Genomic DNA, 23,916 nt, shown 5'->3' on the forward strand with positions numbered 1-23,916 from the left:
GGCCAAGAACATACCCTGACCAGGCCTCTTTTATTTATTTTGGGGAAAATTCAGTAAGCTGTCACCCGTTGCACACAGGGAATGAACTCTATGCTAGAGCCCATACCGCTGAAATACAGATGTGTGAGCCGCTCGTCTAACGAGAAGTTAGTCGCGGGCAACACGCACCTTGTCATAGCAAGGACTGCAATAGACAGGGCGATCATTCTTTGGCAAGAACGGCACCTGTGTCTCGGTACCACACTCGGCACAAATTACTGTATGCATCTCACGTGGAGCACGCTCGCGGCTACCAGAACCACCAGATGCTTGACGGCGAGCAGAACGACATGAAGGGCAGCGACCAGGCTGATTCATCAGACCTTTTTGCTGGTAGAACTCTTGTTCTCCTGCGGTGAACACGAAGTCTGTTCCGCATTCACGGCACTTTAGGGTTTTGTCAGCGAAATTCAACTAGGGACCTCCTGTTTGATATGTTGGTAATCCTCCGGGTCCATATCCTAGCAGTTGTCACCAGTAATTTGTCCCCCTACCAGCGTGGGATTCTATACCCTGGACGAGCACTGTATGCGAGACCGAGATTGGATACCGATTGAAAGCATACACTATTGTTTCATGATTTGCAAGTGTTTTTATGATAAATTGTCGGTATGGTACATATTTTTATGTATCTTTTATATGCAGGGGAATTTGCCGATTTACATATGATGACTATATTTGGCTTTTATATGCCGATTCCTAATCATGCGTAGCTAAAGTTATACTCATCCTTTTAATGGGACTTTTTCGCTATACACAGACAAGAAGATCTAGATGGCTTATACGGGCGTTAAGCTATTATCGGGTGAGTATAACTATCCCTCACGCGGGTGCTAAAGCACCCAACATCTATTAGTGTGTGGTGGCAGAACGTGGCTGCGGCCACGTTCTGCCACCACACACTAATAGATTGGATCACCCTCTGGGAGTCTATCAGCCATCCTTTGCTGGAAATGTGAGGATGCAAGGGGCCACCTGTCTTTGCTGGAAATGCGAGGATGCAAGGGGCCACCTGTCTTTTGCTGGAAATGCGGGGATGCAAGGGGCCACCTGTCCTTTGCTGGAAATGCGAGGATGCAAGGGGCCACCTGTCCTTTGCTGGAAATGCGGGGATGCAAGGGGCGGCGAGCCCCTTGACTGGGGGTTCGGGGGCTGTGCCCCCGGCTATCTCCCCCTACCCGCCCGCGTAGCGGGCGCACACTCCATCAAAAGAATTTTGACAAAACACCAGAAGGGATGTGAGGTAGGGGATGACTTTGGCTTGACGCTTGTGAGAAAATGAAGGGTATTAATGGGCACATATGATTTGTTTAGGATGCCCACAGTTGTCAATCTGCTTTTGAGAAATGCATGTCATCATTCAACTTTACAATAGATGCTGAATGTCCTGATACCTGGGCACGGGCGGGGACGGTTCAGACACCACATGGGACGATTCAAACTCCTATTTTTATGCCTGTAGGTACACAGGCGACGGTTAAAAGTGTTGCCCCTGAAGAACTTCATGCCGCTGGCGCTCAGATTATTCTGGCTAATACGTATCATTTAATGCTGCGACCTGGATCTGAACTGATCGATTCTTTTGGCGGCTTGCATTCGTTTATGCAGTGGCATGGCCCTATTCTGACCGATAGCGGCGGCTTCCAGGTCTGGAGCCTGGGACATCTGCGTAAGCTGAATGAGAATGGGGTAGTCTTTAAATCCCATATCGATGGTTCATTGCATACACTGACCCCTGAACGTGTGATGCAGATTGAGGCCGAACTGGGTGCCGATATCATTCTTCCTCTGGATATCTGCGCGCCTTATCCTTGCTCTCCGGCGGAAGCTAAAAAGGCGATGGAGTGGACTCATCGTTGGGAGGAACGGGCTCTGGTTGAGAAGGAGAAGCAGCGACCCGAACAGACGTTGTTCGGAATTGTGCAGGGAGCTTTTGAGCCGGAGTTGCGGGCTGAGAGCGCTCGGGTTATCGGGAATATGCCGTTTCAGGGCCTCTCGATCGGTGGCCTCTCGGTCGGTGAGCCAAAAGATGAAATGTGGGGCATGCTTAAACATGTGACGCCAAATCTACCTCGCGATAAACCACGCCACTTGCTGGGTGTTGGATCACCAGAGGATCTGGTGATTGGGGTTGGCCTGGGTATGGATATGTTTGACTGCGTTCTGCCAACACGTGTGGCTCGCCACGGCGGATTGTTTACCCGTGATGGACGCGTGAGCATCAAAGGCGCGCGCTTCCGTACTGCTCGTGGTCCCATTGAAGATGGCTGCGATTGCTATACCTGTCAGCATTATAGTGCCGCTTATGTCAATCATCTGGCTCGAGCTGAAGAACAGCTTTACTTCCGACTGGGCAGTATTCATAATATTCGCTTTATGCTGCGATTGGCTGGCGATTTACGCGCATCGATTATTAATGGAACATATCCCGCCTTCCAGGAGGAATTCCTGGCACGCTATGTACCAGCATCCGAAAAAGTACGTGTCGCGCAACGTGAAAAATGGAAAGAAGCTCGCGATAAACGTGCTTAGTAGTTTATTGCCCTCTAACTAAGAGGCGAACGGGGATGCAAGGGGCCGCCAGCCCCTTGACTGGGGGTTCGGGGGCGGTGCCCCAGACCTCTCCTCCCTCTCGCCCACGTAGCGGGCGAACACTCCATCAAACACAAAAGGAAACCTGGTTATGCAGACAGCACCGTATCGTTTTGTAAATACAGGCATTCAAGATGCCGCGTTAAATATGGCCATTGACGAAGCTATTCTGCTTCATCACCTTAAGGGTGATGTGCCTCCCACTTTGCGGGTCTTTAGCTGGCAGCAACCCGCGATTACGCTGGGTCGCTTCCAAAACGTTGAGCGCGAGATTCAGGAGGATGAATGCGAGCGTCAGGGAGTACTGCTGGTGCGCCGTCCAACCGGCGGTCGGGCAGTCTATCACCGTGATGAATTTACGTATAGTATCGTGATTGGAAAACGAGAGGGTGTCCCTTCTGGTGTGGTAGCAGCCTACGCATATCTCTGTCAGGGATTAATGGAGGCTCTGCGTTTGCTGGGTGTGCAGGCTATTATCAGCGATGAGCGAGTCAGTAAAAGTCCTTCAGCAGCCTGCTTCGCTTCATCGACCCAGGCAGATTTAACCAGTGGTGGTTTTAAACTGGTGGGCAGTGCCCAGGTCTGGAAAGATGAGGCATTACTGCAACAGGGATCGCTGCCATTGGATGACCGCGCCGCAGAATTTTTTAACTTATTACGGTATCCCAGTCCTGAGGCACGCGCGGAAGCCCTGGCCCTCTATATGGAAAAGACGACACCGCTCCACACCTTTGCGCCACAGGCAACGTGGGACGATGTATCCAACGCATTCCGTCAGGGCTTTAGTACTTTCTTACAACATGAGATGGTCGAGGAAGAACTGAGTTCATCAGAATGGGAACTGGCCCACAGACTGGTTGAAGAAAAGTATAGTCAACTGAACTGGCGCAAAGAACGCATCACATTGTCGTAGCTTATCGGTTGCCAAAACGTAGATATACAAAGGTTTATCGACAGCACAGCTATTCACATACGATAACCTGAAAAACCCGTCCCACAGAAATAGCTGCATTGCACGTAGACGGTATGTGATGTACAATGAGCAAACGTACACGTCGTTATGTTTTGTACTTTTTGAGCGAGGGCAAGCAATCGACTTCGCCTGGCTGCAAAAAGTGAAAGGCATAAGCGCGGGGAAGACACTACCTCACCAACACTGGCACTTGGATTATGCATGTACAGGGAGTGTACACCAATCCATACATAATAGCAGTCTTTTAGTAAGGAGTATCTGGGCGTGAGTATATCTATCGAGATGGCACGCAAAGTTCTGGAGGCTAGCAAGCAGCGAGCCCGTGAGCTACGTAGTCCAGTGAGCATCGCCATCGTCGATGCAGGGGGACACCTCGTCTTATTTGAACGTATGATGGCACCCTATGGTTTTGCCACTGGAAATATCAGTATTGCCAAGGCACATACCGCGGTGATGTTTAATCAACCAACCGACGACGTGGCGCAATGGGGAGCATCAATCCCAGGATTTGCCTCTAGTCTGGCTGCGATGACCAATGGACAATTTATTATGGCGGCTGGTGGCTGGCCTTTACGTGTCAATGGTATCACTATCGGTGGTATCGGCATTAGTGGTGGCAATGCACCCGGACGAGATGATGAGATTGCACGCGCCGCTCTTGGCGCATTAGAGGCGATGGCACCAGCGGTTAAGGCTGCTCCTCCCGTCTCACCACAGCCGCAGCCACTACCACAACAGCCTGCCGCCCCCTATTCACAACCACTCTACTCGCAGGCTACCTACCCCAATCAGGGTAACAGCAATAGTGGAGGAAACGGCCCCGGCATACCCGCCCAGGATCGCCAGAACAACTCCGAAGCTATACGTTCCCAGGAGAGGCCCTCGGAACGCATTACGCAAACAACCAAACCTATCAACGAACAAGATCCTTATAATTCAACCAACCCACCTAATGTGGATCATCCAGGAGACCAAGCATGAGTCAAAACTACAATAGCGTTGCTAAAAGACCACGACGTACCCGCGTGCCGCGCAATCGTCCAGTTCTCGTGACAGGAGGAGAGACAGAGACCCAGGAAGGGGTCTCCCACCCTACCACTGAAGATCTGACACTCGATACGGTATCAGCAGCTACGGAAACCGTCAGTGAGCCTGTGGCAACACCGAAGCGTTTAGTGCGTCTCCCCAAATTCTTCTCAAAAGTTGAACATAGCGAGCAGGATGATCCAGCCGATACGAAAGAGGTTGTTGAAGCTCGTATGGCTCGCGCCAAAAAGAATATGAATGGCAAAGCCGCGATTACTAAAGCGGAAGAGGCCGCCGATGCTAAAGCGGGTGTGCCAAAGGCTGCCGCTAAAGCGGCTCCCCCAGCCAAATTATTCAAGCCTCGCCACTTTATCGGTATGGTTGTCTATCTGATCGGTGCCAATGCGGTTCTCCCCCTGGAGCGGACATTTGCTATCAATTCACATATTGAGCGTGAATTATTCAGAGTGCCGGGTGTTAATCTGCCTGTAACCACATCTTTCTTGTTCAATATCATTACCCTGATTGTCGTGCTGTATGTTCTGGTTGCGCTTGATCTGTTGCCAAGTGGTAAACAGTTTGCAGCCGGACGAGCACAGACAGCGGGTAAAGGGAAGAGTAATAGTGGTTCGCAGGGTGGTACACCGACGCCTAAGGTTGCACCACCAGCTATGCGTCAGGGTGTTAAGGGCGCGCATGATGATCTGTATCAGGCTTATCGAAGTAGCCAGCGCAAAAAGCGCTAGTGCGTTCCTGGCCTGAGAGGTGAGCGCCTGCGGCGCTCACATATAACAACCCGGGGATGGAGAGGTGGCCGAGGCCACCTCTCCATCCCCGGGTTGTTATATGTGAATAATGGTTGTTGGCTACGGTTTATCGAGCCAACGTATTTGTAGGTCGTGCTCGGGCGTTCCCTGGATGACGATGGTCTGGGTGTCGCCGGGGATAATGTCGAGCATGTTGTCGCTCCATTTCAAGTTGGGTCCTGCGTCGAGCCAGACACCCTTGACGGGACGCGTAGCACTGATGCTGACGGTGGTTGCGTCGATACGCTCAATGCTCAGTTCAGGATCCGACAAGGTGAGGTATTTGTATGGCTCGTTCCATAATGTGGCGCGCGACAGAACAACTCCGTCTTTGAGCAGGCGCGCTTGCAATACCACCTCATCGTTCTGGGGATGCTGGATCAGGTCCAGTTCGGTGGAGCGGTTGGCGGGCAGGACAACACTTTTGCTTTGCTCGGAGAGGAGCTCTCCTTGCAAGTTGACGGTCCGTAGCTCTAACTCTAACGTGACCTGCTCGGTGGTTCCATTTACGGCCCAGACACCAGCCTGTTCAGAATTCTGACGCGCCAGACCCACGGCAAAGGGGGCCAGTTCGCGTGCAACGCTATAGTAGGCGGGTTTGACACGCAGATAGTAGTCAACCATGGCCCAGCTCATCACGGGATAGCAGTCATTCAGCTGCCAGACCAGAGCGCCTGAGGTATATTCACGACCTGGACCCTGCCAAAGTCTGCGCCAGCCGCGAATGGCATAGCTGAGTGCCTCGGATTGTACGAATTGGGTGGCATAGATCTGTCCCGGCAGGTCCGCTGGCACACGCACATTATCGACCAAATAGGGTGCCATTAAACCGGGTCCCCCTTCGGCCTTGTTGTGGTAATCCAGGGTACGACTCTGTGGATAGAGCTCACTATCTGGTGCAAAAGATTGAATGGTTTCCAGGGCTGGAAATGACTGCATACCAAACTCACTGACAAAGCGACCTGCCAGCTTTGGATAATCCTGATAAGGCGATCCTCCATGCCAGACGCGCCAGATATGGACATCGCCTACCGTGGTATCGTCTGAGGCTTTACCACCATAAGGGCTGCCGCGCCAGTAGGGACGGGTGCCGTCCAGTCGCTGACATACCTCGGGCAGGAGTTGCTCGTAGATTGCGCGGGCCGGGAAAGCTGTCTCTTCAAAGTGATCATGAATCTCTGGATTTGAGAGCTTCTGACTTTCAGCGATAGCATAGTCTTCATTGTTAGCGCACCACAGTACAATGCTGGCATGGTGGCGCAACTGACGGACAGCCGCCTCTGCCTCGGCCCGCACACTCTGCTGAAAACTTGCATGCGCCGGATAAATGCCACAGCCAAACAGGAAATCCTGCCAGACGAGAAGACCAAGCTCATCGCAATATTCATAAAAAGCTGGATCTTCATAAATGCCACCACCCCAGACACGCAACATAGTCATATTGCCATCGACCGCCAGCTGGAGCCACTGCCGATAGCGTTCACGAGTAATACGCGTCAAGAAAGAGTCCGCTGGAATCCAGTTAGCTCCTCCACAAAAAATGGGGGTGTTATTAATCTCAAAATAAAAACTGCTACCTGGCGCATCCTGAAGTGGCTGCTGCTGGAGTTGCAGGCGGCGTAAACCCAGACGCAACTCATGCTGATCTACCTGTTCACCCTCTGCTCTGCGCAAAGTTGTCACCAGGCGATAAAGCGGCTGCTCACCATAACCATTGGGCCACCAGAGCTGCGGCTGCGTCAGTGCTAATTGGGCGTGTACAGCTTGCTGTCCTTCAACACGTACGGTAGTCTCCGCCGCCAGTTCGCCAGAAGGGGCATAGAGGGCTATATGTACTTCCTGAGCTGCTGCCTGCGTGGACGCTTCAAGCTGTATCTCCACTGGTAAGCGCACACGCTGCAGATCTTCAGCCACTTCATATGGACAATGCACATCCGCGATACGTGCATCATAGGACTCCAGCCGTACGCCACGCCATAAGCCAGCCGTCATAAAGACCGGACCCCAATCCCAGCCATAGTGATATTGGGCTTTTCGTACATAGAGCCGACTGGAATCACCATTCCATAATGGCAGCTTTTTGTACTCGGCCTCCAGTTGCTTACCACGCAACAGAGCAGACTCAAAGGCGATATATAACTCGTTCTGGCCCACACGCAAGTGAGATTTCACAGGTATGCGCTGTGGCACAAACATATTATCACTGGTCAATATATGCACACCATTAAGCCAGACACTGGCATAGGTATCCAGACCATCAAAGCACAGCACCACATCCGCTCCCGCCAGGTCCTCATTTGTTACCTCAAAGGTGTTCCGATACAACCAGTCACGTTCACCAATCCATTGTAGCTCTGCTTCGTTTAAGCCATAAAACGGCTCAGGAATCTGATCCGCCGCCAGTAGATCCAGATGTACCACACCTGGTACGGTAGCCGGTAACCAGTGCTCGGTTGACACAAAGTCATCGGCCAGCTGTATTTCTGGATTGCGTTGCTTTAATTGCCAACTAGTATGAAGATCATGATATTTCACTGAACACTACTTTCCTTCTTGCTTTTCAATAACTTGCAAAGATCTTTAGTATCTCACGCAACTGCACTTACCACTTTGCAGCTTGCTTAAGTGCTCACAATCCACAGCATAGCAGGATTGAAGTGCTGTTGCAACGTTTACTATAGTGCATCTTTTTATGAGATAGAGCAAAAATGGTACAGGTACCCCTTGACACAAGCGTATAAAGCTCCGTATAATCAGTACAAGGACTGAAGCAAGCAGACTTAGTGTAGCCGGTCCCTAAAAAAAACAGAAGCGGAAAACAAAGCAATGCTCAGCCAGCAGATAAAATTCGTACAATCGAGCTTTTATTATTGGTTTAGCCCTCCAGCATGATGGTGGGCCCTTTGGGCTGAGCAAAAATAAACCACCAGCGTGCTGGAGAAGCAGAGGATAAATCCTCTGCTTTTTTGTTTCTTAAAATTATTCAGATTTTTTTCGATTGATGAAAGGGTTACAGACATGATCATAACTATCCGCAACACAGCAAACAGTGAACATAGAGCTCAATTAATGGCACTTTTATGTCGTATCACTGGTAGCCAACGACCAATCACGACGACACAGATGCGTGGACGTGAAGTGGTCGCCATTGACTCAGCGCTTGTCGATCCAGAAGCACACTCCTTATTGAGATCCCTGAACGCAGTCGAACAGATCCATTCCCTCAACACCCCCTATCAGCTAGCCAGCCGAGCCTTCCAACCAGAGAACACCAGCATCACCATCGGAGCCACCAATGCCTGTACCCCTGTTATTATCGGCGGTCCACACGCGGATCCTGTGATTATGGCTGGACCATGCGCAGTGGAAAATCGTGAACAACTCATAACAACCGCACAAGCAGTCAAGCGTGCAGGTGCCCATGTCTTGCGAGGGGGCGCCTTCAAGCCGCGTACATCACCATACCAGTTCCAGGGCTTAGGGGTAGAAGGACTGCACCTGCTGGCGGAAGCACGAGAAATTACTGGCCTGCCAGTTATCACTGAAGTCATGGAGCCAGGTATGGTGGAAACAGTCGCTCAACACGCGGATGTCTTACAAATCGGCACCCGCAACGCCCAGAATTTCCCTCTCTTGCTGGCTGCGGGCCGCAATAGCAAACAACTGCCAGTCCTCCTGAAACGTGGTCTCTCATCTACCTTAAGTGAATGGTTGCTTGCCGCTGAATACATCCTCGCCGCCGGCAATCCCAATGTCATTTTATGCGAGCGTGGTATTCGCAGCTATGATCCCCAGACACGCAATGTCCTCGACCTCACCTGTGTTCCGCTGCTACAGGAACTCACCCACCTGCCCATTGTTGTCGATCCCAGTCACTCCACAGGTCGCCGCGAACTTGTTCCTATTATGTCACGGGCCAGCATTGCCGCCCAGGCGCAAGGACTCATCATCGAAGTACATCCAGATCCTGATACCGCCCTCTGCGATGGCAAGCAATCTATTACACCAGAGCAACTGACAAAAATTATTCGGGAAACCAGCCTGATTGCGAATATGATCAGAGAGGAGATCAGTGTCGCCTGAGCGCGGACCTGATACAATCTTAGTAGAAGCCATTCCACTATCGACGCTTACTTCGGTGTTATGATATACTCTTTGTACGTAGAAAGAGTATTTTATCAGATGGGTGGGAAAAGACCAAAGGCTTTGAGGAGACACTATGCCAACACGAATTATTATTGCCGATGACGAAGCCATTCAGCGCATGGATCTGAAAGATGTGCTGACAAAACAGGGATACCTGGTCATTGGAGAAGCTGGCGATGGCCAGAGCGCAGTGAACCTGGCTCGTGAACTGCGACCAGATCTGGTTATCATGGACATTCGTATGCCCGACATGGACGGCATCGCCGCCGCTGAAACGCTCGCACAGGAAAAGATTGCACCAGTGTTGTTGCTCACTGCCTTCGGAGATCAGCAGTTGGTCGAACGGGCCAAAGAGGCTGGCGTTGCTAATTATATCGTGAAACCTTTACGCGAGAGCGAAGTTACTCCAGCGATTGAAGTTACGCTGGCACGCTATAGCGAGTATCGCGCGATTGAAGAAGAGAATCGTACCCTCTCCGAAAAACTCGAGACACGCAAAGTTGTCGAGCGTGCCAAAGGTCTTTTGATGGAGAAGCAGGGACTTTCCGAACAAGAAGCCTTCCGCAAAATCCAAAAGGCTAGCATGAACAATCGCAAATCAATGCGGGAAGTAGCAGAAGCTATTTTATTGACGAATGAAATGTAAAGCAAGATAACAGGATGTGGCGGCGTGGCTACATCCTTCAATTGTCTAGCAAGAAATAAAAATCGATGTCATTGACAGCGAATAGTATAGAGCAAGAGCAAAAAGTCTTTGTCGTTGGCATTCGTTTTCGTCCCGCTGGTCGAATCTATTATTTCGATCCGGTAGGACAAACTTTTTCAACGGGTCAATATGTCGTTGTAGAAACGGTTCGTGGCTTAGAGGCTGGCAGGGTAGTTATTGCCTCCAAGAGTTTTGCTGAGATTGATCTGAGCGATCCACTAAAACCTATTCTACATCTGGCAACCGAAGACGAACTGCGTATGATGCTTTCATTCAAAAGTAAAGAGAAAGATGCACTGGTACGCTGTCATGAGCGCGTGGTGTATCATAAGCTTCCAATGAAGCTTGTGGAGGCCGAATACACGTTTGATGGTAGTCGCCTGACCTTTTACTTTACCGCGGATGAACGTGTAGATTTTCGTGTCCTGGTTCGTGATCTGGCCGCAACCTTCCGCACACGCATCGAGCTACGCCAGATAGGTGCGCGCGACCAGGCCAAATTACAAGGCGGTGTCGGTCCCTGTGGCAAGACACTTTGTTGTAGTTCGTGGATTACTGACTTTGGCATTGTCTCAATTAAGATGGCCAAAGAGCAGGGACTCCCATTAAACCCTTCAAAAATCTCCGGTGTCTGTGGACGCTTAATGTGTTGCCTTTCCTATGAAAATGACAACTATATTCAAGCCAAGCAGCAGATGCCACAAATCGGAACCTTCCTCGATGCTCCTGGTGGCCGAGGCAAGGTCGTATCAATCAATGTACCGCAAAATTCAGTCGAAGTCATGCTAGAGAGTGGCGTCACTATCCATGTCCCTGTAGAAGAAAAGAAAGCAGCAGGCGGCTGTGGTAGCGGTGGCGCATGTTGTAGCACAAAAGGTGGCGGCGGAAGTTGTGGCTCGGGTGGCGGCTGTGGTAGCTGCGGCTCCGGTGGTAGCTGTGGCACTGGTTCCGCTACAGGTGGTGCAGGCGGCGGTTGCGGATCATGTGGCCTCAAGAAGAAGCCGTAATACAACGACTATCTGGTTGAAGAGATGAGAGGAAGGTGTGTGTATACATGTCGTCGGACGGGAAGGACCCGGGGAACTCCTGGCAAGAACCCCTTAACCCAGCTTCTAACTGGCATCAACCTCCCGAACAATTTCCAGTGGTAGAGGGAGAGTTGCTTGATCCTCAGGACGAGCTAGTAGAAGACTACTCTAATGCGCCCATTTCAGGAGGTTTACCGGCGAGCAATCCTCGCAGTGGTGTACCAATCTCGGCCTCCTCACCCTTTGAGTTTATTAAACATGTCAGCCAATATATTACGCTAATCCTTATCCCCCTCTTTTTCGGTGGTCTGACCTGCCTGATTGTCTTACCTCAGGTGGCAAGCGGACACGCCTCCCTGGCTCCAGAGGGATTCTGGCCTATCCTGATTGTGATTATTGCAGTGACGATCGCTCAGGCTGTCACGGTCTATTACGCTGGTGCAGACCATGGTATGTGGACCCTGGGTACCCTGAGCGGTTTTTGCGTCTTTTTGCTAATTACCTGTTTTGCTTTGTACGGACCATTGACGGGCACGACGGTACTGGTGATTTTACTTGCCATTGGCATCTTTCTGGCTCGCCGCTGTGTCCATCCGGTTCCAGAAGGCTTTGTCGACATTATCTTTAGCTTCAAAAAATATGCACGTACCCTTTATCCCGGCTTTAATGTCCTTTTGCCATGGGAAGAGGTGTCGTCCCAGCTCAATGTCGAAGAAGTACAATGGATGTGTCCGGCCCAGATTGTCCAGCTCTCACGCGATGAAGATGTGATGCTACGTGGTGTCATTTCTTATCAGCTCGTACCGGAGGATGCTTATCTTGCGGTAACCCAGATCAAAAACTGGGAGGAGAGCCTGCGTCAACAATTCCAGACAAAGCTCCAGGAGATCACCACTGTCTTTAGACCAGACGATTTCCTCGCCTGGCCAGATGGTCGGCAAAATGGTGCGCTTCAACCAGGTGATGATGATTTCGCGGCCGGTTTTGAACGCCGGGAGCAGATCAACGATTATCTGTTCCAATTACTGCGGGACAAAGCGGCTCTCTGGGGTGTGCAAATCAACTGGGTAAGTCTGCGAGATATTGAGATTGCTCCTCACGGCTCAATTAAAATTGAACCGGTAGCAGTGGCTCAACCAGCCAGACAAGCTGCCACACCTCGACCTCAATCCCCCGCAGTGACACAAGTAATTCCAGCAACAGCCCCGGCAGCCCCTAAACCAGCCACACCCAAACCTGCAAATAATCAGCCCAAACCTGCGGAAGAGCAACCAATACGCTCTTATTATGCTGCTGACAAAGCTAAGCCAGCGACCTCTCCTTATGAGCTAACGGAAGAAGTGTTGATACAAGCTTATCGCAATGTTCAGGATGGTCGCATCACGGATCCCGCCACCATTCGTAGCATTGCCGCCAGATTCGAACAGGTCGCGAGCGATCCTGAGACCAATCAAAATGTCACCTTTGATGCCGCTCAGGCCGCGCTCAATCTTTATGATCAGGCGCGGAAGCAAGAACCAGCCTATCAAGCTGGCCTCTATCATGATGCAACTCAGCCCGAATGGGCGGTCCCACGACCACAGCCAAAGGATGAAAATCTGATGGCAGGTAGCTAAGTCAACGCCATGTGCAAGTTTTCCACATACCCACTCTTTTGAGGAGGAAGATAGCGAGGCGGTCGCGACCGCCTCGCCATCTTTCTCCTCAAAACAAGCGAGAGCCGTAGGCGCGAGGTGTGAGAGCTAAAACTTGCACATGGCGTTAAGTCAGGTGACAGACACATAAAAAAGAGCAGGCATCCAGATGCCTGCTCTTTTTTATGTGTACTGCGCGATGGATAAATTTTTATTTGACAGGTGTGCCAGCAAATTCCCGGACAAGATTATTAAATTGGGCTGCCTGCTCATCCTGAATCTGGGTAATAGACTTATCAATGATACGCACATCAACGCGAGGATTGACACGCTTAAAGGCGCTACTGGCCTCAGCTGGCGTCAACATACCTTCACGACCCCAAACCGCAATCACTGGAACCTGCAAACGTGCAAGTGGCTCATGAACATCCAGATTTAAATGACCACTCAAGAAGGCCGCGCCCACATGACGACTATCGGGCTGATGAGCGGAAGTATAAACATACTCAACCAGTTCATCGGTAATCAAACCAGGATTATGATAGCCCTGATCATCATAATAGCGACGAATAGCCTGGCGGGAAGTCAAAGCATTATAGATGAACTGTCCCACAATCGGTGTACGCAACACAAACTTCTGCAATGCATTCAAAGGTCCAGGATACGATTCCTGCAACATCGTCGGGGAAGCCCCGACCAGAATCAAACGCTCGAATAACTGAGGGCGGCGGTAAGCGGCAGCAATCACATAAGCGGATGTTAAACCACGGGCCACCACAATCGCGGGCTTGCCTACCACTTCACGAATAAAATCATTCAATAGGTCGGTATACGTTTCAGCATCATAATCAATCACTGGATGGTCCGATAGACCGCATCCCAGGAGATCCAGAGCATAGACGCGGAACTGCTCAGAGAGTGAATCGATATTCTTACGCCACTCATAGGATGACGCGCCAGGACCAAAGCCATGGATCAAAACCACTGGTCGGGCATCGCGGTTGCCCTTAACCTCATAAAACATATCGCCGTACTTCCATGGATAGCGGCGCTCTTCACCTGTTAGAACAGTATCAAGCTCGCCCGCCATGGTTTCAGTCACCTTGTTATAAAGAGCAAGTGCTCCCAGCGCACCGCCCACGATCAGACTGGTATTAAACAATTTCTTTGCAATTGCCATATCTATAACCACTCCTACTTGCTGTTCTATCTAATTTCAATAATGAGACGATCATCATACCGCCCCAACAATCATACTATACTGACTTTAGTGATGGAAATATCAATAACCCTAATTAAGATTTACTTATGTATAGAGCAATAGAAGCTCAAGAACTAATATAGCATGTGCCATCGAAATTGCGCAAACGGTACTAGCCATAATAGTCATATCGTGCAGTTCCCTCCACCCCCGCCTGCGGCGGGGATGGGTTAAGGGGAAAGGTTGGGGACACCCCAAACCCCGGCAGGAGGGGCCTGTACGGCCCCTCCTGCACCTCCCCCATTTGAGGCTTACTTTTATATATTGCTGACAACCACATATTGTCGCCATTTCGCCCCATACAATTGAGGAGATTATTAGCTTTTCTGCCCCACACTCGCCTGGAAAACTGGAAATATGGCAGTCCCCCAATATTTAACTTTAGTCCACTCCCATTTCCACGAGTGGGGAGGTGCAGGAGGGGCGGCAAGCCCTTCCTGCCGGGGTTTGGGGTGTCCCCAAATACACTTTCTCCCACTCTCATTTCCACGAGTGGGGAGGTGCAGGAGGGGCGGCAAGCCCTTCCTGCCGGGGTTTGGGGTGTCCCCAAATACACTTTCTCTCTCCTCCCCGCGCCGCCGTAGGCGGCGGCGGGAGGGCAAACAGATATCGGTCAGACATTGATTTATTCTGACATAACGACTACAATACGAATACACAAAAAGAATTTGTGCATTCACATTGTCTTGTCCTTTTTTTGTAAAAAATCCTCCTCGAAAGGAGCCGTATACTGTGAATAGTCCATTGGAGATTCGTAAGGTCATCCTAGGCATCGTCCTGGCCATGCTCTGGATGTGTATCTTCATATTTGTGAAGGACTCTATCGTCATTGACTGGGCGGGCGATGGCTCAAACCTGACACCTCTCAAACTTGTGCTTGGAGTTATCGGCCTACTGGTCGTTGGCGGCTATCACCTGTTTGTCAATGCCACGTCCGAAACCAAAAAATTAAGCGCGACAGTAACACTAACCATTGTCTGGCTCTCTCTGATCCTCTTCTATCCATTTAAAGAGGTAGGCAATACCAATGGTGGTGCCGTCGGCTTCTTCGCCTTGATTGGCGGCCTGGCCGTTGTTGTGTTGTGGGTCCGCTTCTTCTCAGACGATCTGATCGCGGCATAGCGGCAGTTCAATTTATCCTGAGATAAGAGGAAGGCTGCAATGAATATCAGTATTTCCTCCAGCCTGCAGATACACAAAAGATATGAAACCTTTCCAGATGCTGGTGTGTCTCCCGACACGCAAGGTATTTAAGGGGAGACCTCCTTAAAACATTTGGAAAGGTTTCATATCTTTTGGCTTTTCTTCTTTCTCTTTTTTGTATGTTAGTGTCTGAAGTGGCGTTTCCCGGTAAAGATCATCGCCATTACGTGCTTATTGGCGGCCCGAATCGCTTCTTCGTCGCGCACGGATCCTCCTGGCTGGATGATGGCGGTCACACCGGCTTTAGCGGCGGCTTCAACGCCATCGGCGAAAGGAAAGAAGGCATCCGAGGCCAGCACAGATCCATGGGCGCGATCTCCCGCTTTGTAGACCGCAAGTTGTACACTGGTCACACGACTCATCTGGCCAGCGCCTACCCCAACGACCATTAATTTATGGGCCAGGACAATAGCATTGGACTTCACGCACCTGACGACCTTCCAGGCAAACATTAGATCAGTAATCTCTTCCAGGGTTGGATCGCGATCGGTCACGACCCGATATTCAGCCTCACCATCACCGACAAAATCTGGCGTCTGCAACAGCAGTCCTCCCCCGACGGTCCTTACCTCTGGCCGACCCATTAAGAGCAGTTCAGTATTGATAAGTTTGGGCTCGATCGGTCGATGGGTAGCCAGCAGGCGCAGATTTTTGCGTGTCTCCAGAATCTGCAAAGCTTCAGCCGTAAACTCTGGCGCAATGATAGCTTCATAGAATAGCTGGCTGATCTCCAATGCCGTGGCTTGATCAATGGGTCTATTGCTGCCAATGACGCCACCGAAAGCTGAGACAGGATCACCTGCATGAGCCTTTTTATAGGCCTCGACCAGGACATCATCACAGGCCAATCCACAGGGATTAGTATGTTTCACGATCACAATGGTTGGGGCAGTAAAGCTCTGGACGGCATTTAAGGCCACATCAAGATCCAATAAATTATTGTAGGAAAGATCTTTCCCTTGCAAAATCTCACAATCAGCCAGGGTTGGTAGAATGGCGGAGGCCGGAGAGCCAGTCCAGCGATAAAAGGCGGCGTGTTGATGAGGATTTTCGCCATAACGCAAGAAATGAATACGCTCAAGGGAGATTGTCAGTTCTTCCGGAAAAGTTTCATTGCTGACCCCGCGTAAATATTCAGCGATTGCAGTATCATAGCAGGCCGTATGCTGGAAGGCGGTCGCCGCCAGGCGACGGCGCGTCTCCAGGCTTACCTCACCCTGTTCACGCCACTCCTGCAAGACAGGAAAGTAGTCCTGCGGACGTACCAGCACGACTACATCCTGAAAATTTTTAGCCGCCGCTCTCACTAGCGCCACACCACCAATATCGATATGCTCAAGAGCCTCATCGAGTGCCGTCGTTGGATTGCTTACTTTCTCCACAAAAGGAGACAGGTTAACCGCCACAATATCAATTGGCTGGATCTGATGTTGCTTGAGTTCCTTCTCATGTTCTGGCAATCCTCGATGAGCCAGAATACCCCCAAAGATCGTCGGATGTAGTGTCTTGACACGCCCACTTAAAATCTCTGGAAACTGGGTTATCTCGTTAACAGATTGCGCATTGATTCCCTCTTCCACCAGCGCCTTTTGGGTACCACCGGTCGCGAAGATAGTAACATGATGGCTTAGCAATTCCTGAGCTAACATTGAGAGTCCCTCATGGTTAGCCACACTAATTATCGCTCTCATTGGTCATCCTTTCAGGATGTATAGGGCAAGAACGAAACACGCAGGCGCAAGTTACAGGTGCCAGGATACAAAGGCTAGCATTATTTAGAACTATCCTACTCATATCAGTATATGCTACAAAGCATAGAACAGCGAACGCGACTATTCTTACACCTCTATACAAAATACTGGCCTGGCAGCGATACTGGAGCAGACTTGCTCGTTATTTCAGACAAGGAAAAAAGGAAAAATCTATGCGTATGCTTGTGATGCGTCCCGGAGCCATTGGGGATACACTGGTAACTTTTCCGCTGTTACAGTATTTACATAAAACCAGAGCGGATCTTGCACTAACGTTTGTGGGCAATGCGGCGGTACTTCCATTACTTCAAGCATTCAATCTGGCGGATGAGGTATCCAGTTACGAGGAGCGCATCTGGAGCCGACTCTTCCTTCCAGCGGATAGCCGGGGACAACAACAGTTACACAGCAAGTTACAGCAGATAGAACGCGCCATCTGCTGGCTGCGAGATCCAGATGGTACGGTAGAGGCCAATTTACGCGCCGCAGGTATTGACCAGATCTCCATTGCCCCGGGACGACCAGTATCCCAGTCTCCCCAACCAATTGTGGATTATCTGGCCAGCAGTAGTGGAGAAAGAACCGGCATAGCCAGTTACTGGCAACCGCCCGGCGCATATGCCTGGCAGCCAGTCGCGGATAGTCCATGGGGCCATACTATCGCCATTCATCCTGGCAGTGGAGGAGCAACCAAGTGCTGGCCACTAGCCCATTTTGCGGCCGTAATCACCGCCCTCTGGCAACAAGCGATACCCGTCCTGCTTTGCATCGGACCCGCGGAGCAGGCACGATTCCAGGAATTGCAAAGACTGCTTCCAGCACCACCATCACCTGAGTTACTGCATAGTATTGTGGATGCTCCCTTGACCACACTGGCCCAGATACTACGCCAGTGTCGTGGTTATTTAGGCAATGACGCTGGCATCACCCATCTGGCGGCCCTGCTCGGACTACCCACGGTTGCCCTATTCGGCCCCAGCAGTCCAGTCATCTGGCGACCTATCGGCGAACGCGTCCAGGTTATCTACAATCCTTCGTTAGCAGCAATCAGTCCCTCATCAGTAACGGCAACCCTGCTAAAGATCTGACCCAACTCATGTGCAAAGCGGGGATACAAGGGGCGACCAACTCATAGCCCAGGCGGGGATGCAAGGGGTGACCAACTCATAGCCCAGGCGGGGATGCAAGGGGCGGCAAGCCCCTTGACTGGGGGTTCGGGGGCTGTGCCCCCGCAACCTCCTCCTCTTCCGCCCGCGGAGCGGGCGAAGAGCGTATCACATGACGCAGGTCGGTCCGCCAGCATACTATCGTGAAAGGCGTGATTATTAGCACTTTTTACTAGAAATTTTACACAGATGAAAATATCACATATACTCGTTCGTGTTGATCTATTGAGCAATGCGTATCGGGTGCTGCAAAAAAATCAGTTCTCATTTTTTTCTATTATTCTTACAGGTGGAGCCTGTAGAGCAAGTACACTACCCTTCACGCATGAGTAGAGAGGAGGATGTCTTATGAATGGAGATCCATCAAAACAGCCTTATCGACCAAATATGAGGGTCGAACATGACGCGCCAACGGAGATGTTCCAGGCCAATGTGCCACCAGCTAATTATCCATACCAGCCAACACCAGGAGCACCCTTTAATCCCGGCCAGCGTCCCACACCGAATGTTCGGCCAGAGCAACTCATCAATAGGGGTAAAGGTAAAGCACTTCCTCCAGGACCACTGACCAGCAAAATAGCCTATTTGTGGCGCTCCGATCCAGCGTATCGCGTGCTCTTTATTGCAATTGGCGCGGTCGTGTTGTGTAGTATCATTGGTGTTATTTTGATTGGCAACGCCTTCTCACAATTCGCAAATCCTGGCCGCCCAACAGTATCAGCGCCAACTCAAACAAATACCCAGCCAGCTAATCCCACGCCGGATACTCAGCAGACCAGCGCGGCTAAGGTGACACCCACGGCTACCCCACAACCTACGGCAACTCCCACACTACCACCTACACCCACACCAATACCCACGCAGGCCCCTCAACCAACGCCAACGCCAGCGGTTAACAATGGGCCATTAACGGCACAGTTCAGCAATGTCCCTGGCACAGTCGATAATCATACAACGGTCAATATCACTGTTATAACCAAACCTGGTGCGGCAGTGTCACTAGTCATTAATTATACAGCTACACCTGCCTTTCAACAGACACAGCCAGTGGTTGCCGATGCTAATGGTGTCGCCACTATTCCCTGGACAATCAATGAGCGTGGCTTCAACAAATTTATGCGCAATGTGACCGCCAACATGATAGCGGTGGCACGTGATCAAAATAATCAGCAGAGCGCCTCACAGGGTGCCACAGTACGCATCAAAATGGGCGGTTAATCCTTTTCCAGGTGATGTTTGACGCTCTTTAGACGTATATTCTATGATTACATCAGGAAAGAACGGAAGGATATGCTCTTTCCTGATCAAATTGTTCTATAGATGAGCAGGCAAACAAATATCTGATAAACATTGTTTCTGCTTCTCTCTCAATGCATAGGAATATACATGGAACGAAATACAGACATTCGCCTCATATGGGATGCAGCTCAGACGATCAGAAAAAATGTTGGTCGTGTCATCATCGGTAAGGATGAGGTGATAGAACTGCTGGTGGTAGCACTCCTCTGCGAGGGGCATGTGCTCTTTGAAGATGTGCCGGGTATTGGAAAAACCACCATCGCGAAAGCGCTTTCGCGCTCCCTGGGATGTAGCTTTCAGCGCATCCAGTTTACGCCTGATCTCCTGCCCTCGGATATTACAGGCATTACCTTCTACAATCAAAAGAAGGGCGAGTTTGAGTTCCGACCCGGTCCCTTGCTATCACAAATTGTACTGGCCGATGAGATCAATCGCGCAACCCCCCGTACACAGTCAGCCTTGCTGGAAGCGATGGAGGAGCGCCAGATCAGCGTTGAACGCTCAACAATTCCTCTACCACGTCCCTTTATGGTTATTGCCACGCAAAATCCGGTTGAACTTGAAGGTACATTTCCTTTACCTGAAGCACAGTTGGATCGCTTTTTGATGCGCTTACGACTCAACTATCCCAATAAGAATGAGGAGCGCCAGATCCTGCAGCGCTTTAAAGAGCAGCAACCACTTCAGCAGCTTACACCAGTTGTGGATGCGGAGCAGTTGATGAAGTTGCAACAGGCGGTGCGCAAGATCCATGTTAACACCAATATTGAAAACTATATTGTTGATCTTATTCATGGCACACGTGATCATAGCGAGGTAGAACTTGGCGTCAGCCCACGTGGTACACTGGCACTGTATCGCGCCAGCCAGGCGATGGCAGCCATACAGGCTCGCGACTATGTAATTCCAGATGATGTAAAACGTCTGGCACCGCATGTGCTGTCCCATCGTATGATTGCCACTAACCAATCACGTTTACATGGCCATGATATGGAACAGGTAATTGTAGATATATTACAAAGCACAGCAGTACCGGTTGAACAATGAGCAAAGCACAGCTAGCTTCAGACAAGGCCGCAAAAAAAGCAAAGATGGGAGAAGGCTCCCGCGTCAACCCATACTTGTATCTTCTGGGTGGCATCTTTCTACTTGGGAGTGTCATCACACATAGTCCGCTACTACTGGTCTGTAGCTGTATCTTTTTATTGGCGCTCGCTATTACAGATGTCTGGGCCACTTATTGTCTACAAGAAGTGCGCTACCAGCGGCATCTCAGCGAAAAGAGGGTCTTGTTCGGCGAAGAGATTACACTCTCGGTCTCAATTGAAAACGCCAAACTTTTGCCTTTACCGGTAGTACAGGTTGATGATATGATGCCACGGGCCTTGCCATTGAAAGGTCAGGCGATCCGTAAAACACTGGTCAGCAATAGCGTGGTACTAGAAGGACTCTTTAGTCTGCGCTGGTATGAACGCGTAACCAGAAATTATACCTTGCACTGCATTAATCGGGGCATCTATACCTTTGGTCCGGCCAAACTACATAGTAGTGACCTCTTTGGTTTTATCGGTCGCGAACTGAAAATTCAAGAACTCAATCACGTCCTGGTTTATCCGCTGGTCGTACCAATTACTAGCTTTCAGCTACCATCTAAACGACCATTTGGAGATCTACGTACGTCGCGCAGATTTCTCGAAGATCCTTCGCGCGTGATAGGTGTGCGCGATTATGTTTATGGTGATAGCATGCGTCGGGTAGATTGGAAGGCAACCGCACGTGCCCAGGAGTTGCAAAGTAAGATCTATGAATCGACGACCACATACTCTCTAGCGATCTTCTTGAATTCCTCGGTTCAACTTGATAACTACTATAGCATCCATCCAGCCTTGCAGGAACTGGCAATCTGTGCCGCCGCCTCTATTAGCAATTGGGCCATTGATGAAGGCCATACGGTTGGTCTCTATGCCAATACACCAATAAGCACGATAGATGAGGAAACATCGGCAGCATTCCTGAAACCAAAGGGGCAGGGCCGGTCGATAGCCGAGCGACTCCAACGCCATACGATCCATATTCCAGCCGCAAGCAATGAGGATCAAAGGCAGCGTATTATGGAGATGCTGGCACGCATTCAGTCCCATATGGGATCTCCGCTAGAGGAAATCCTGCAAAAAGAACGTTCTAGTCTCTCGATAGGTACCACTATTATTGTGATTACCAATCAGATCAATGAGCGCTTGATGGAGATACTCCTGCGCATGCAACGCAGTGGTCACGCAATCTCGTTGTTACTGGTAGGTGATAATCCACCACCAACCCGCCTGGCAGGCATTACAGTCCATTATCTTGGTGGTGAAAAAGTATGGGAGAAATTACAGACCACGTACGGCTATGTAGAGATAGAAGAAGGGGAGAGCGAGAACAATCAGGAAGCCATAGGATTTCAACTGTAGATAGCATATGGCTGGTTCGCTTTCATCAGTAATACGTTACAGCGAACCAGTCACCAGCATAGAGACAACGACTAAATGTCAGAGATCCAATCTCGGGCATAAGGTATCTCAATGATCGTATCCGCACTACTTTCCACGACATCATCACTGGTTCGTAAGCGCAGGAGGGCCTCTAGCTCAGCCTGCTTGTAGAGCCGCCGCTTCTTCATCCCTTGTCGATAACTTTTAAGGACTCCACGACTCACATAGGTATAAAGTGTGGATAGCTTAATACCAAGAAAAGTTGAAGCTTCATGACCGTCTAAATAAGGTTCACCATCTAACTCAATCAAGGGGTAACCCTCCTTTCGTTGCTCAGTGAAAAGATGATATATTGCCAGTGAAGTCTTTAATGCATCTTTTATTAATTATTAAATATTCCCGTAACTCTTTTATCATCACATATTTACGCTAAAAAATCAAGCCTTGTCGATAGAAATCGAGTTAAATCAAATAACGTCAAGTTTTGTTGACATTCATTGTCATAGATGATACAACTAGAAAAGAAGAATGCATCTGGCCAGTAATCTATAAAAAAGCAAAGGAGCAGATACACAATGTCAACGATGATACCAGATACAGGAAATACCCCACAAAAAGACAACTCTACTGCGACGGCTGCCAGGCCAAATAAAGGTGGCTTAGAAGGAATTGTCGCGGCTACAACCGCAATCAGTAAAGTGGATGGTACAGCCGGTCGCCTGATTTATCGCGGCTACGATATCCACGATCTGGCCCGCACCTGCACCTATGAAGAGGTCGCGCACTTACTATGGTTTGGCCACCTGCCCACACAAAAAGAGCTCTCAGATTTACATACAAAGTTTGTCGCGGAACGCAACTTACCAGATTTAGTTGTGCAGACCATTCGAGAACTTCCAAAAACTGCTGAGCCGATGGATGTACTGCGCACCGCTGTTTCGGCCTGGGGAGCCATCAGCGTATCCGGTAAACCCACGATAGAGCAAGCTATTGCGGCTACCGCACGCTTCCCACTGATCCTGGCAACCTTTCATCGGCTGCGCCAGGGAAAAGAGCCACTGGAGTCACGTTCAGAACTGGGCCATGCCGCCAATTATCTTTATCTGCTCACCGGTGAACTACCCAAAGAAGAACATGTACGTGGTTTAAACACGTATCTCGTGCTGCTGGCTGATCATGGTATGAACGCCTCAACCTTTACGGCACGTATCGTTGCCAGTACCGAGTCGGATATTGCTTCCGCGCTCGTAGCAGCCCTGGGAGCCTTGAAGGGTCCATTACATGGTGGAGCACCCTCTAAAGTACAGGATATGCTGCATGAGATTGGCAGTGTGGAGAAAGCTGAAGCCTGGATACGTGAGGCAATCACGCATGGCGGTCGCTTAATGGGCTTTGGCCACCGCGTCTATAAAACCACTGACCCACGCGCCGAGGAGCTGCGTGAGATGGCTCGTGTCGCCGATCCTGAGGATTTCAAACTATCCAGCTATGTAGAAACAAAAGCGCTGGCACTACTCGACGAGATGAAGCCAGGCCGTAAGCTTTATACGAACGTCGAATATTATTCGGCCGCCCTGATGAAAGCCGTTGGACTCAGCGGAGATCTTTTCACTCCTACCTTCGCGGTAAGCCGCTGCGCCGGATGGACCGCTCATATTCTGGAGCAAGTTAATAATAACCGCTTGATCCGTCCAGAAGCCGAGTATACAGGTCCACAAAATGAAAGCTTTGTGCCCCTGGCAGAGCGCAAATAACACCATGCGCATGTTTTCCACATATTCACTCTTTTGATAGAGTATGGCGTGGCGGTCG

General features: G+C 50.3%; 19 protein-coding genes. 14 read left to right on the forward strand and 5 right to left on the reverse strand.

Annotated features, from left to right (window positions below):
* Positions 1-147: 147 nt before the first annotated feature.
* Positions 148-453, reverse strand: coding sequence for a zinc-ribbon domain containing protein (locus tag EL633_RS07340; protein WP_126626563.1), 306 nt, complete (start codon positions 451-453; stop codon positions 148-150).
* A gap of 936 nt (positions 454-1,389) precedes the next feature.
* Here EL633_RS07340 and tgt point away from each other — a divergent pair.
* The 4 genes from tgt (at position 1,390) to EL633_RS07360 (ending at position 5,376) form a co-directional block, all read left to right on the forward strand.
* On the forward strand, positions 1,390-2,571 hold the full coding sequence (gene tgt, locus EL633_RS07345) for a tRNA guanosine(34) transglycosylase Tgt (protein WP_126626564.1): 1,182 nt from the start codon (positions 1,390-1,392) through the stop codon (positions 2,569-2,571).
* A 151-nt stretch (positions 2,572-2,722) separates the two neighbouring features.
* On the forward strand, positions 2,723-3,544 hold the full coding sequence (locus EL633_RS07350) for a lipoate--protein ligase family protein (protein ID WP_126626565.1): 822 nt from the start codon (positions 2,723-2,725) through the stop codon (positions 3,542-3,544).
* A 324-nt stretch (positions 3,545-3,868) separates the two neighbouring features.
* A complete protein-coding gene (locus EL633_RS07355; protein WP_126626566.1) occupies positions 3,869-4,585 on the forward strand; it encodes a GlcG/HbpS family heme-binding protein in 717 nt (238 codons plus the stop codon).
* Positions 4,582-5,376: a hypothetical protein gene (locus EL633_RS07360; RefSeq protein WP_126626567.1), complete on the forward strand. Its 795-nt coding sequence runs from the start codon at positions 4,582-4,584 to the stop codon at positions 5,374-5,376. Before EL633_RS07355 ends, EL633_RS07360 begins: the two co-directional genes overlap by 4 nt.
* Positions 5,377-5,496: 120 nt before the next feature.
* On the opposite strand, the gene EL633_RS07365 is transcribed toward EL633_RS07360, so the two are convergent.
* A complete protein-coding gene (locus tag EL633_RS07365) occupies positions 5,497-7,971 on the reverse strand; it encodes a beta-mannosidase (protein WP_126626568.1) in 2,475 nt (824 codons plus the stop codon).
* Between the two features lie 483 nt (positions 7,972-8,454).
* Between EL633_RS07365 and aroF the strand changes: the two genes are divergently transcribed.
* From aroF to EL633_RS07385, 4 genes are all read left to right on the forward strand, one after another.
* Complete coding sequence (aroF, locus tag EL633_RS07370) at positions 8,455-9,519, forward strand: 3-deoxy-7-phosphoheptulonate synthase (RefSeq protein WP_126626569.1); 1,065 nt, start codon at positions 8,455-8,457, stop codon at positions 9,517-9,519.
* Between the two features lie 136 nt (positions 9,520-9,655).
* A complete protein-coding gene (locus EL633_RS07375; protein ID WP_126626570.1) occupies positions 9,656-10,228 on the forward strand; it encodes an ANTAR domain-containing response regulator in 573 nt (190 codons plus the stop codon).
* Positions 10,229-10,293: 65 nt separating this feature from the next.
* Positions 10,294-11,295, forward strand: coding sequence for a PSP1 domain-containing protein (locus EL633_RS07380; RefSeq protein ID WP_126626571.1), 1,002 nt, complete (start codon positions 10,294-10,296; stop codon positions 11,293-11,295).
* 47 nt (positions 11,296-11,342) lie between these two features.
* Positions 11,343-12,932, forward strand: coding sequence for an SPFH domain-containing protein (locus tag EL633_RS07385; RefSeq protein WP_126626572.1), 1,590 nt, complete (start codon positions 11,343-11,345; stop codon positions 12,930-12,932).
* Positions 12,933-13,161: 229 nt separating this feature from the next.
* On the opposite strand, the gene EL633_RS07390 is transcribed toward EL633_RS07385, so the two are convergent.
* A complete protein-coding gene (locus EL633_RS07390; protein WP_126626573.1) occupies positions 13,162-14,130 on the reverse strand; it encodes an alpha/beta fold hydrolase in 969 nt (322 codons plus the stop codon).
* An 813-nt stretch (positions 14,131-14,943) separates the two neighbouring features.
* Here EL633_RS07390 and EL633_RS07395 point away from each other — a divergent pair.
* Positions 14,944-15,333 (forward strand): hypothetical protein, encoded by a 390-nt coding sequence (locus EL633_RS07395; RefSeq protein ID WP_126626574.1) that lies wholly within the window; start codon positions 14,944-14,946, stop codon positions 15,331-15,333.
* A 203-nt stretch (positions 15,334-15,536) separates the two neighbouring features.
* Here EL633_RS07395 and purH read toward each other — a convergent pair whose 3' ends face one another.
* Positions 15,537-17,105 carry a bifunctional phosphoribosylaminoimidazolecarboxamide formyltransferase/IMP cyclohydrolase gene (purH, locus tag EL633_RS07400; RefSeq protein WP_126626575.1) on the reverse strand — a complete coding sequence of 523 codons (1,569 nt, stop codon included), beginning with the start codon at positions 17,103-17,105 and terminating at the stop codon, positions 15,537-15,539.
* Between the two features lie 233 nt (positions 17,106-17,338).
* On the opposite strand from purH, the gene EL633_RS07405 reads away from it, so the two are divergent.
* From EL633_RS07405 to EL633_RS07420, 4 genes are all read left to right on the forward strand, one after another.
* Complete coding sequence (locus EL633_RS07405) at positions 17,339-18,253, forward strand: glycosyltransferase family 9 protein (RefSeq protein WP_126626576.1); 915 nt, start codon at positions 17,339-17,341, stop codon at positions 18,251-18,253.
* A gap of 426 nt (positions 18,254-18,679) precedes the next feature.
* Positions 18,680-19,549 carry a hypothetical protein gene (locus EL633_RS37220; RefSeq protein WP_126626577.1) on the forward strand — a complete coding sequence of 290 codons (870 nt, stop codon included), beginning with the start codon at positions 18,680-18,682 and terminating at the stop codon, positions 19,547-19,549.
* 168 nt (positions 19,550-19,717) lie between these two features.
* The gene (locus EL633_RS07415) at positions 19,718-20,677 is read left to right on the forward strand and encodes an AAA family ATPase (protein ID WP_126626578.1); all 960 of its coding nucleotides are present in this window, start codon (positions 19,718-19,720) and stop codon (positions 20,675-20,677) included.
* On the forward strand, positions 20,674-22,083 hold the full coding sequence (locus EL633_RS07420; protein WP_126626579.1) for a DUF58 domain-containing protein: 1,410 nt from the start codon (positions 20,674-20,676) through the stop codon (positions 22,081-22,083). Before EL633_RS07415 ends, EL633_RS07420 begins: the two co-directional genes overlap by 4 nt.
* Before the next feature lie 71 nt (positions 22,084-22,154).
* Here the strand turns inward: EL633_RS07420 and EL633_RS07425 are convergent, their stop codons facing one another.
* A complete protein-coding gene (locus EL633_RS07425; protein WP_126626580.1) occupies positions 22,155-22,415 on the reverse strand; it encodes a helix-turn-helix domain-containing protein in 261 nt (86 codons plus the stop codon).
* A gap of 264 nt (positions 22,416-22,679) precedes the next feature.
* On the opposite strand from EL633_RS07425, the gene EL633_RS07430 reads away from it, so the two are divergent.
* Positions 22,680-23,858 carry a citrate synthase gene (locus EL633_RS07430; protein WP_246039099.1) on the forward strand — a complete coding sequence of 393 codons (1,179 nt, stop codon included), beginning with the start codon at positions 22,680-22,682 and terminating at the stop codon, positions 23,856-23,858.
* The last annotated feature ends 58 nt before the right edge of the window (positions 23,859-23,916 follow it).

Source organism: Dictyobacter alpinus (assembly GCF_003967575.1).
Classification (GTDB): Bacteria; Chloroflexota; Ktedonobacteria; order Ktedonobacterales; family Ktedonobacteraceae; genus Dictyobacter; species Dictyobacter alpinus.

Excerpts from the sequence above, each read along its gene's own strand:
- EL633_RS07405 (WP_126626576.1), top strand. The coding sequence starts at position 17,339 with ATGCGTATGCTTGTGATGCGTCCCGGAGCCATTGGGGATACACTGGTA.
- EL633_RS07360 (WP_126626567.1), top strand. The coding sequence starts at position 4,582 with ATGAGTCAAAACTACAATAGCGTTGCTAAAAGACCACGACGTACCCGC.
- EL633_RS07385 (WP_126626572.1), top strand. The coding sequence starts at position 11,343 with ATGTCGTCGGACGGGAAGGACCCGGGGAACTCCTGGCAAGAACCCCTT.
- EL633_RS07380 (WP_126626571.1), top strand. The coding sequence starts at position 10,294 with ATGTCATTGACAGCGAATAGTATAGAGCAAGAGCAAAAAGTCTTTGTC.
- EL633_RS37220 (WP_126626577.1), top strand. The coding sequence starts at position 18,680 with ATGAATGGAGATCCATCAAAACAGCCTTATCGACCAAATATGAGGGTC.
- EL633_RS07375 (WP_126626570.1), top strand. The coding sequence starts at position 9,656 with ATGCCAACACGAATTATTATTGCCGATGACGAAGCCATTCAGCGCATG.
- EL633_RS07430 (WP_246039099.1), top strand. The coding sequence starts at position 22,680 with ATGTCAACGATGATACCAGATACAGGAAATACCCCACAAAAAGACAAC.
- EL633_RS07350 (WP_126626565.1), top strand. The coding sequence starts at position 2,723 with ATGCAGACAGCACCGTATCGTTTTGTAAATACAGGCATTCAAGATGCC.
- EL633_RS07390 (WP_126626573.1), bottom strand. The coding sequence starts at position 14,130 with ATGGCAATTGCAAAGAAATTGTTTAATACCAGTCTGATCGTGGGCGGT.
- purH (WP_126626575.1), bottom strand. The coding sequence starts at position 17,105 with ATGAGAGCGATAATTAGTGTGGCTAACCATGAGGGACTCTCAATGTTA.
- tgt (WP_126626564.1), top strand. The coding sequence starts at position 1,390 with ATGTCATCATTCAACTTTACAATAGATGCTGAATGTCCTGATACCTGG.
- EL633_RS07420 (WP_126626579.1), top strand. The coding sequence starts at position 20,674 with ATGAGCAAAGCACAGCTAGCTTCAGACAAGGCCGCAAAAAAAGCAAAG.
- EL633_RS07415 (WP_126626578.1), top strand. The coding sequence starts at position 19,718 with ATGGAACGAAATACAGACATTCGCCTCATATGGGATGCAGCTCAGACG.
- aroF (WP_126626569.1), top strand. The coding sequence starts at position 8,455 with ATGATCATAACTATCCGCAACACAGCAAACAGTGAACATAGAGCTCAA.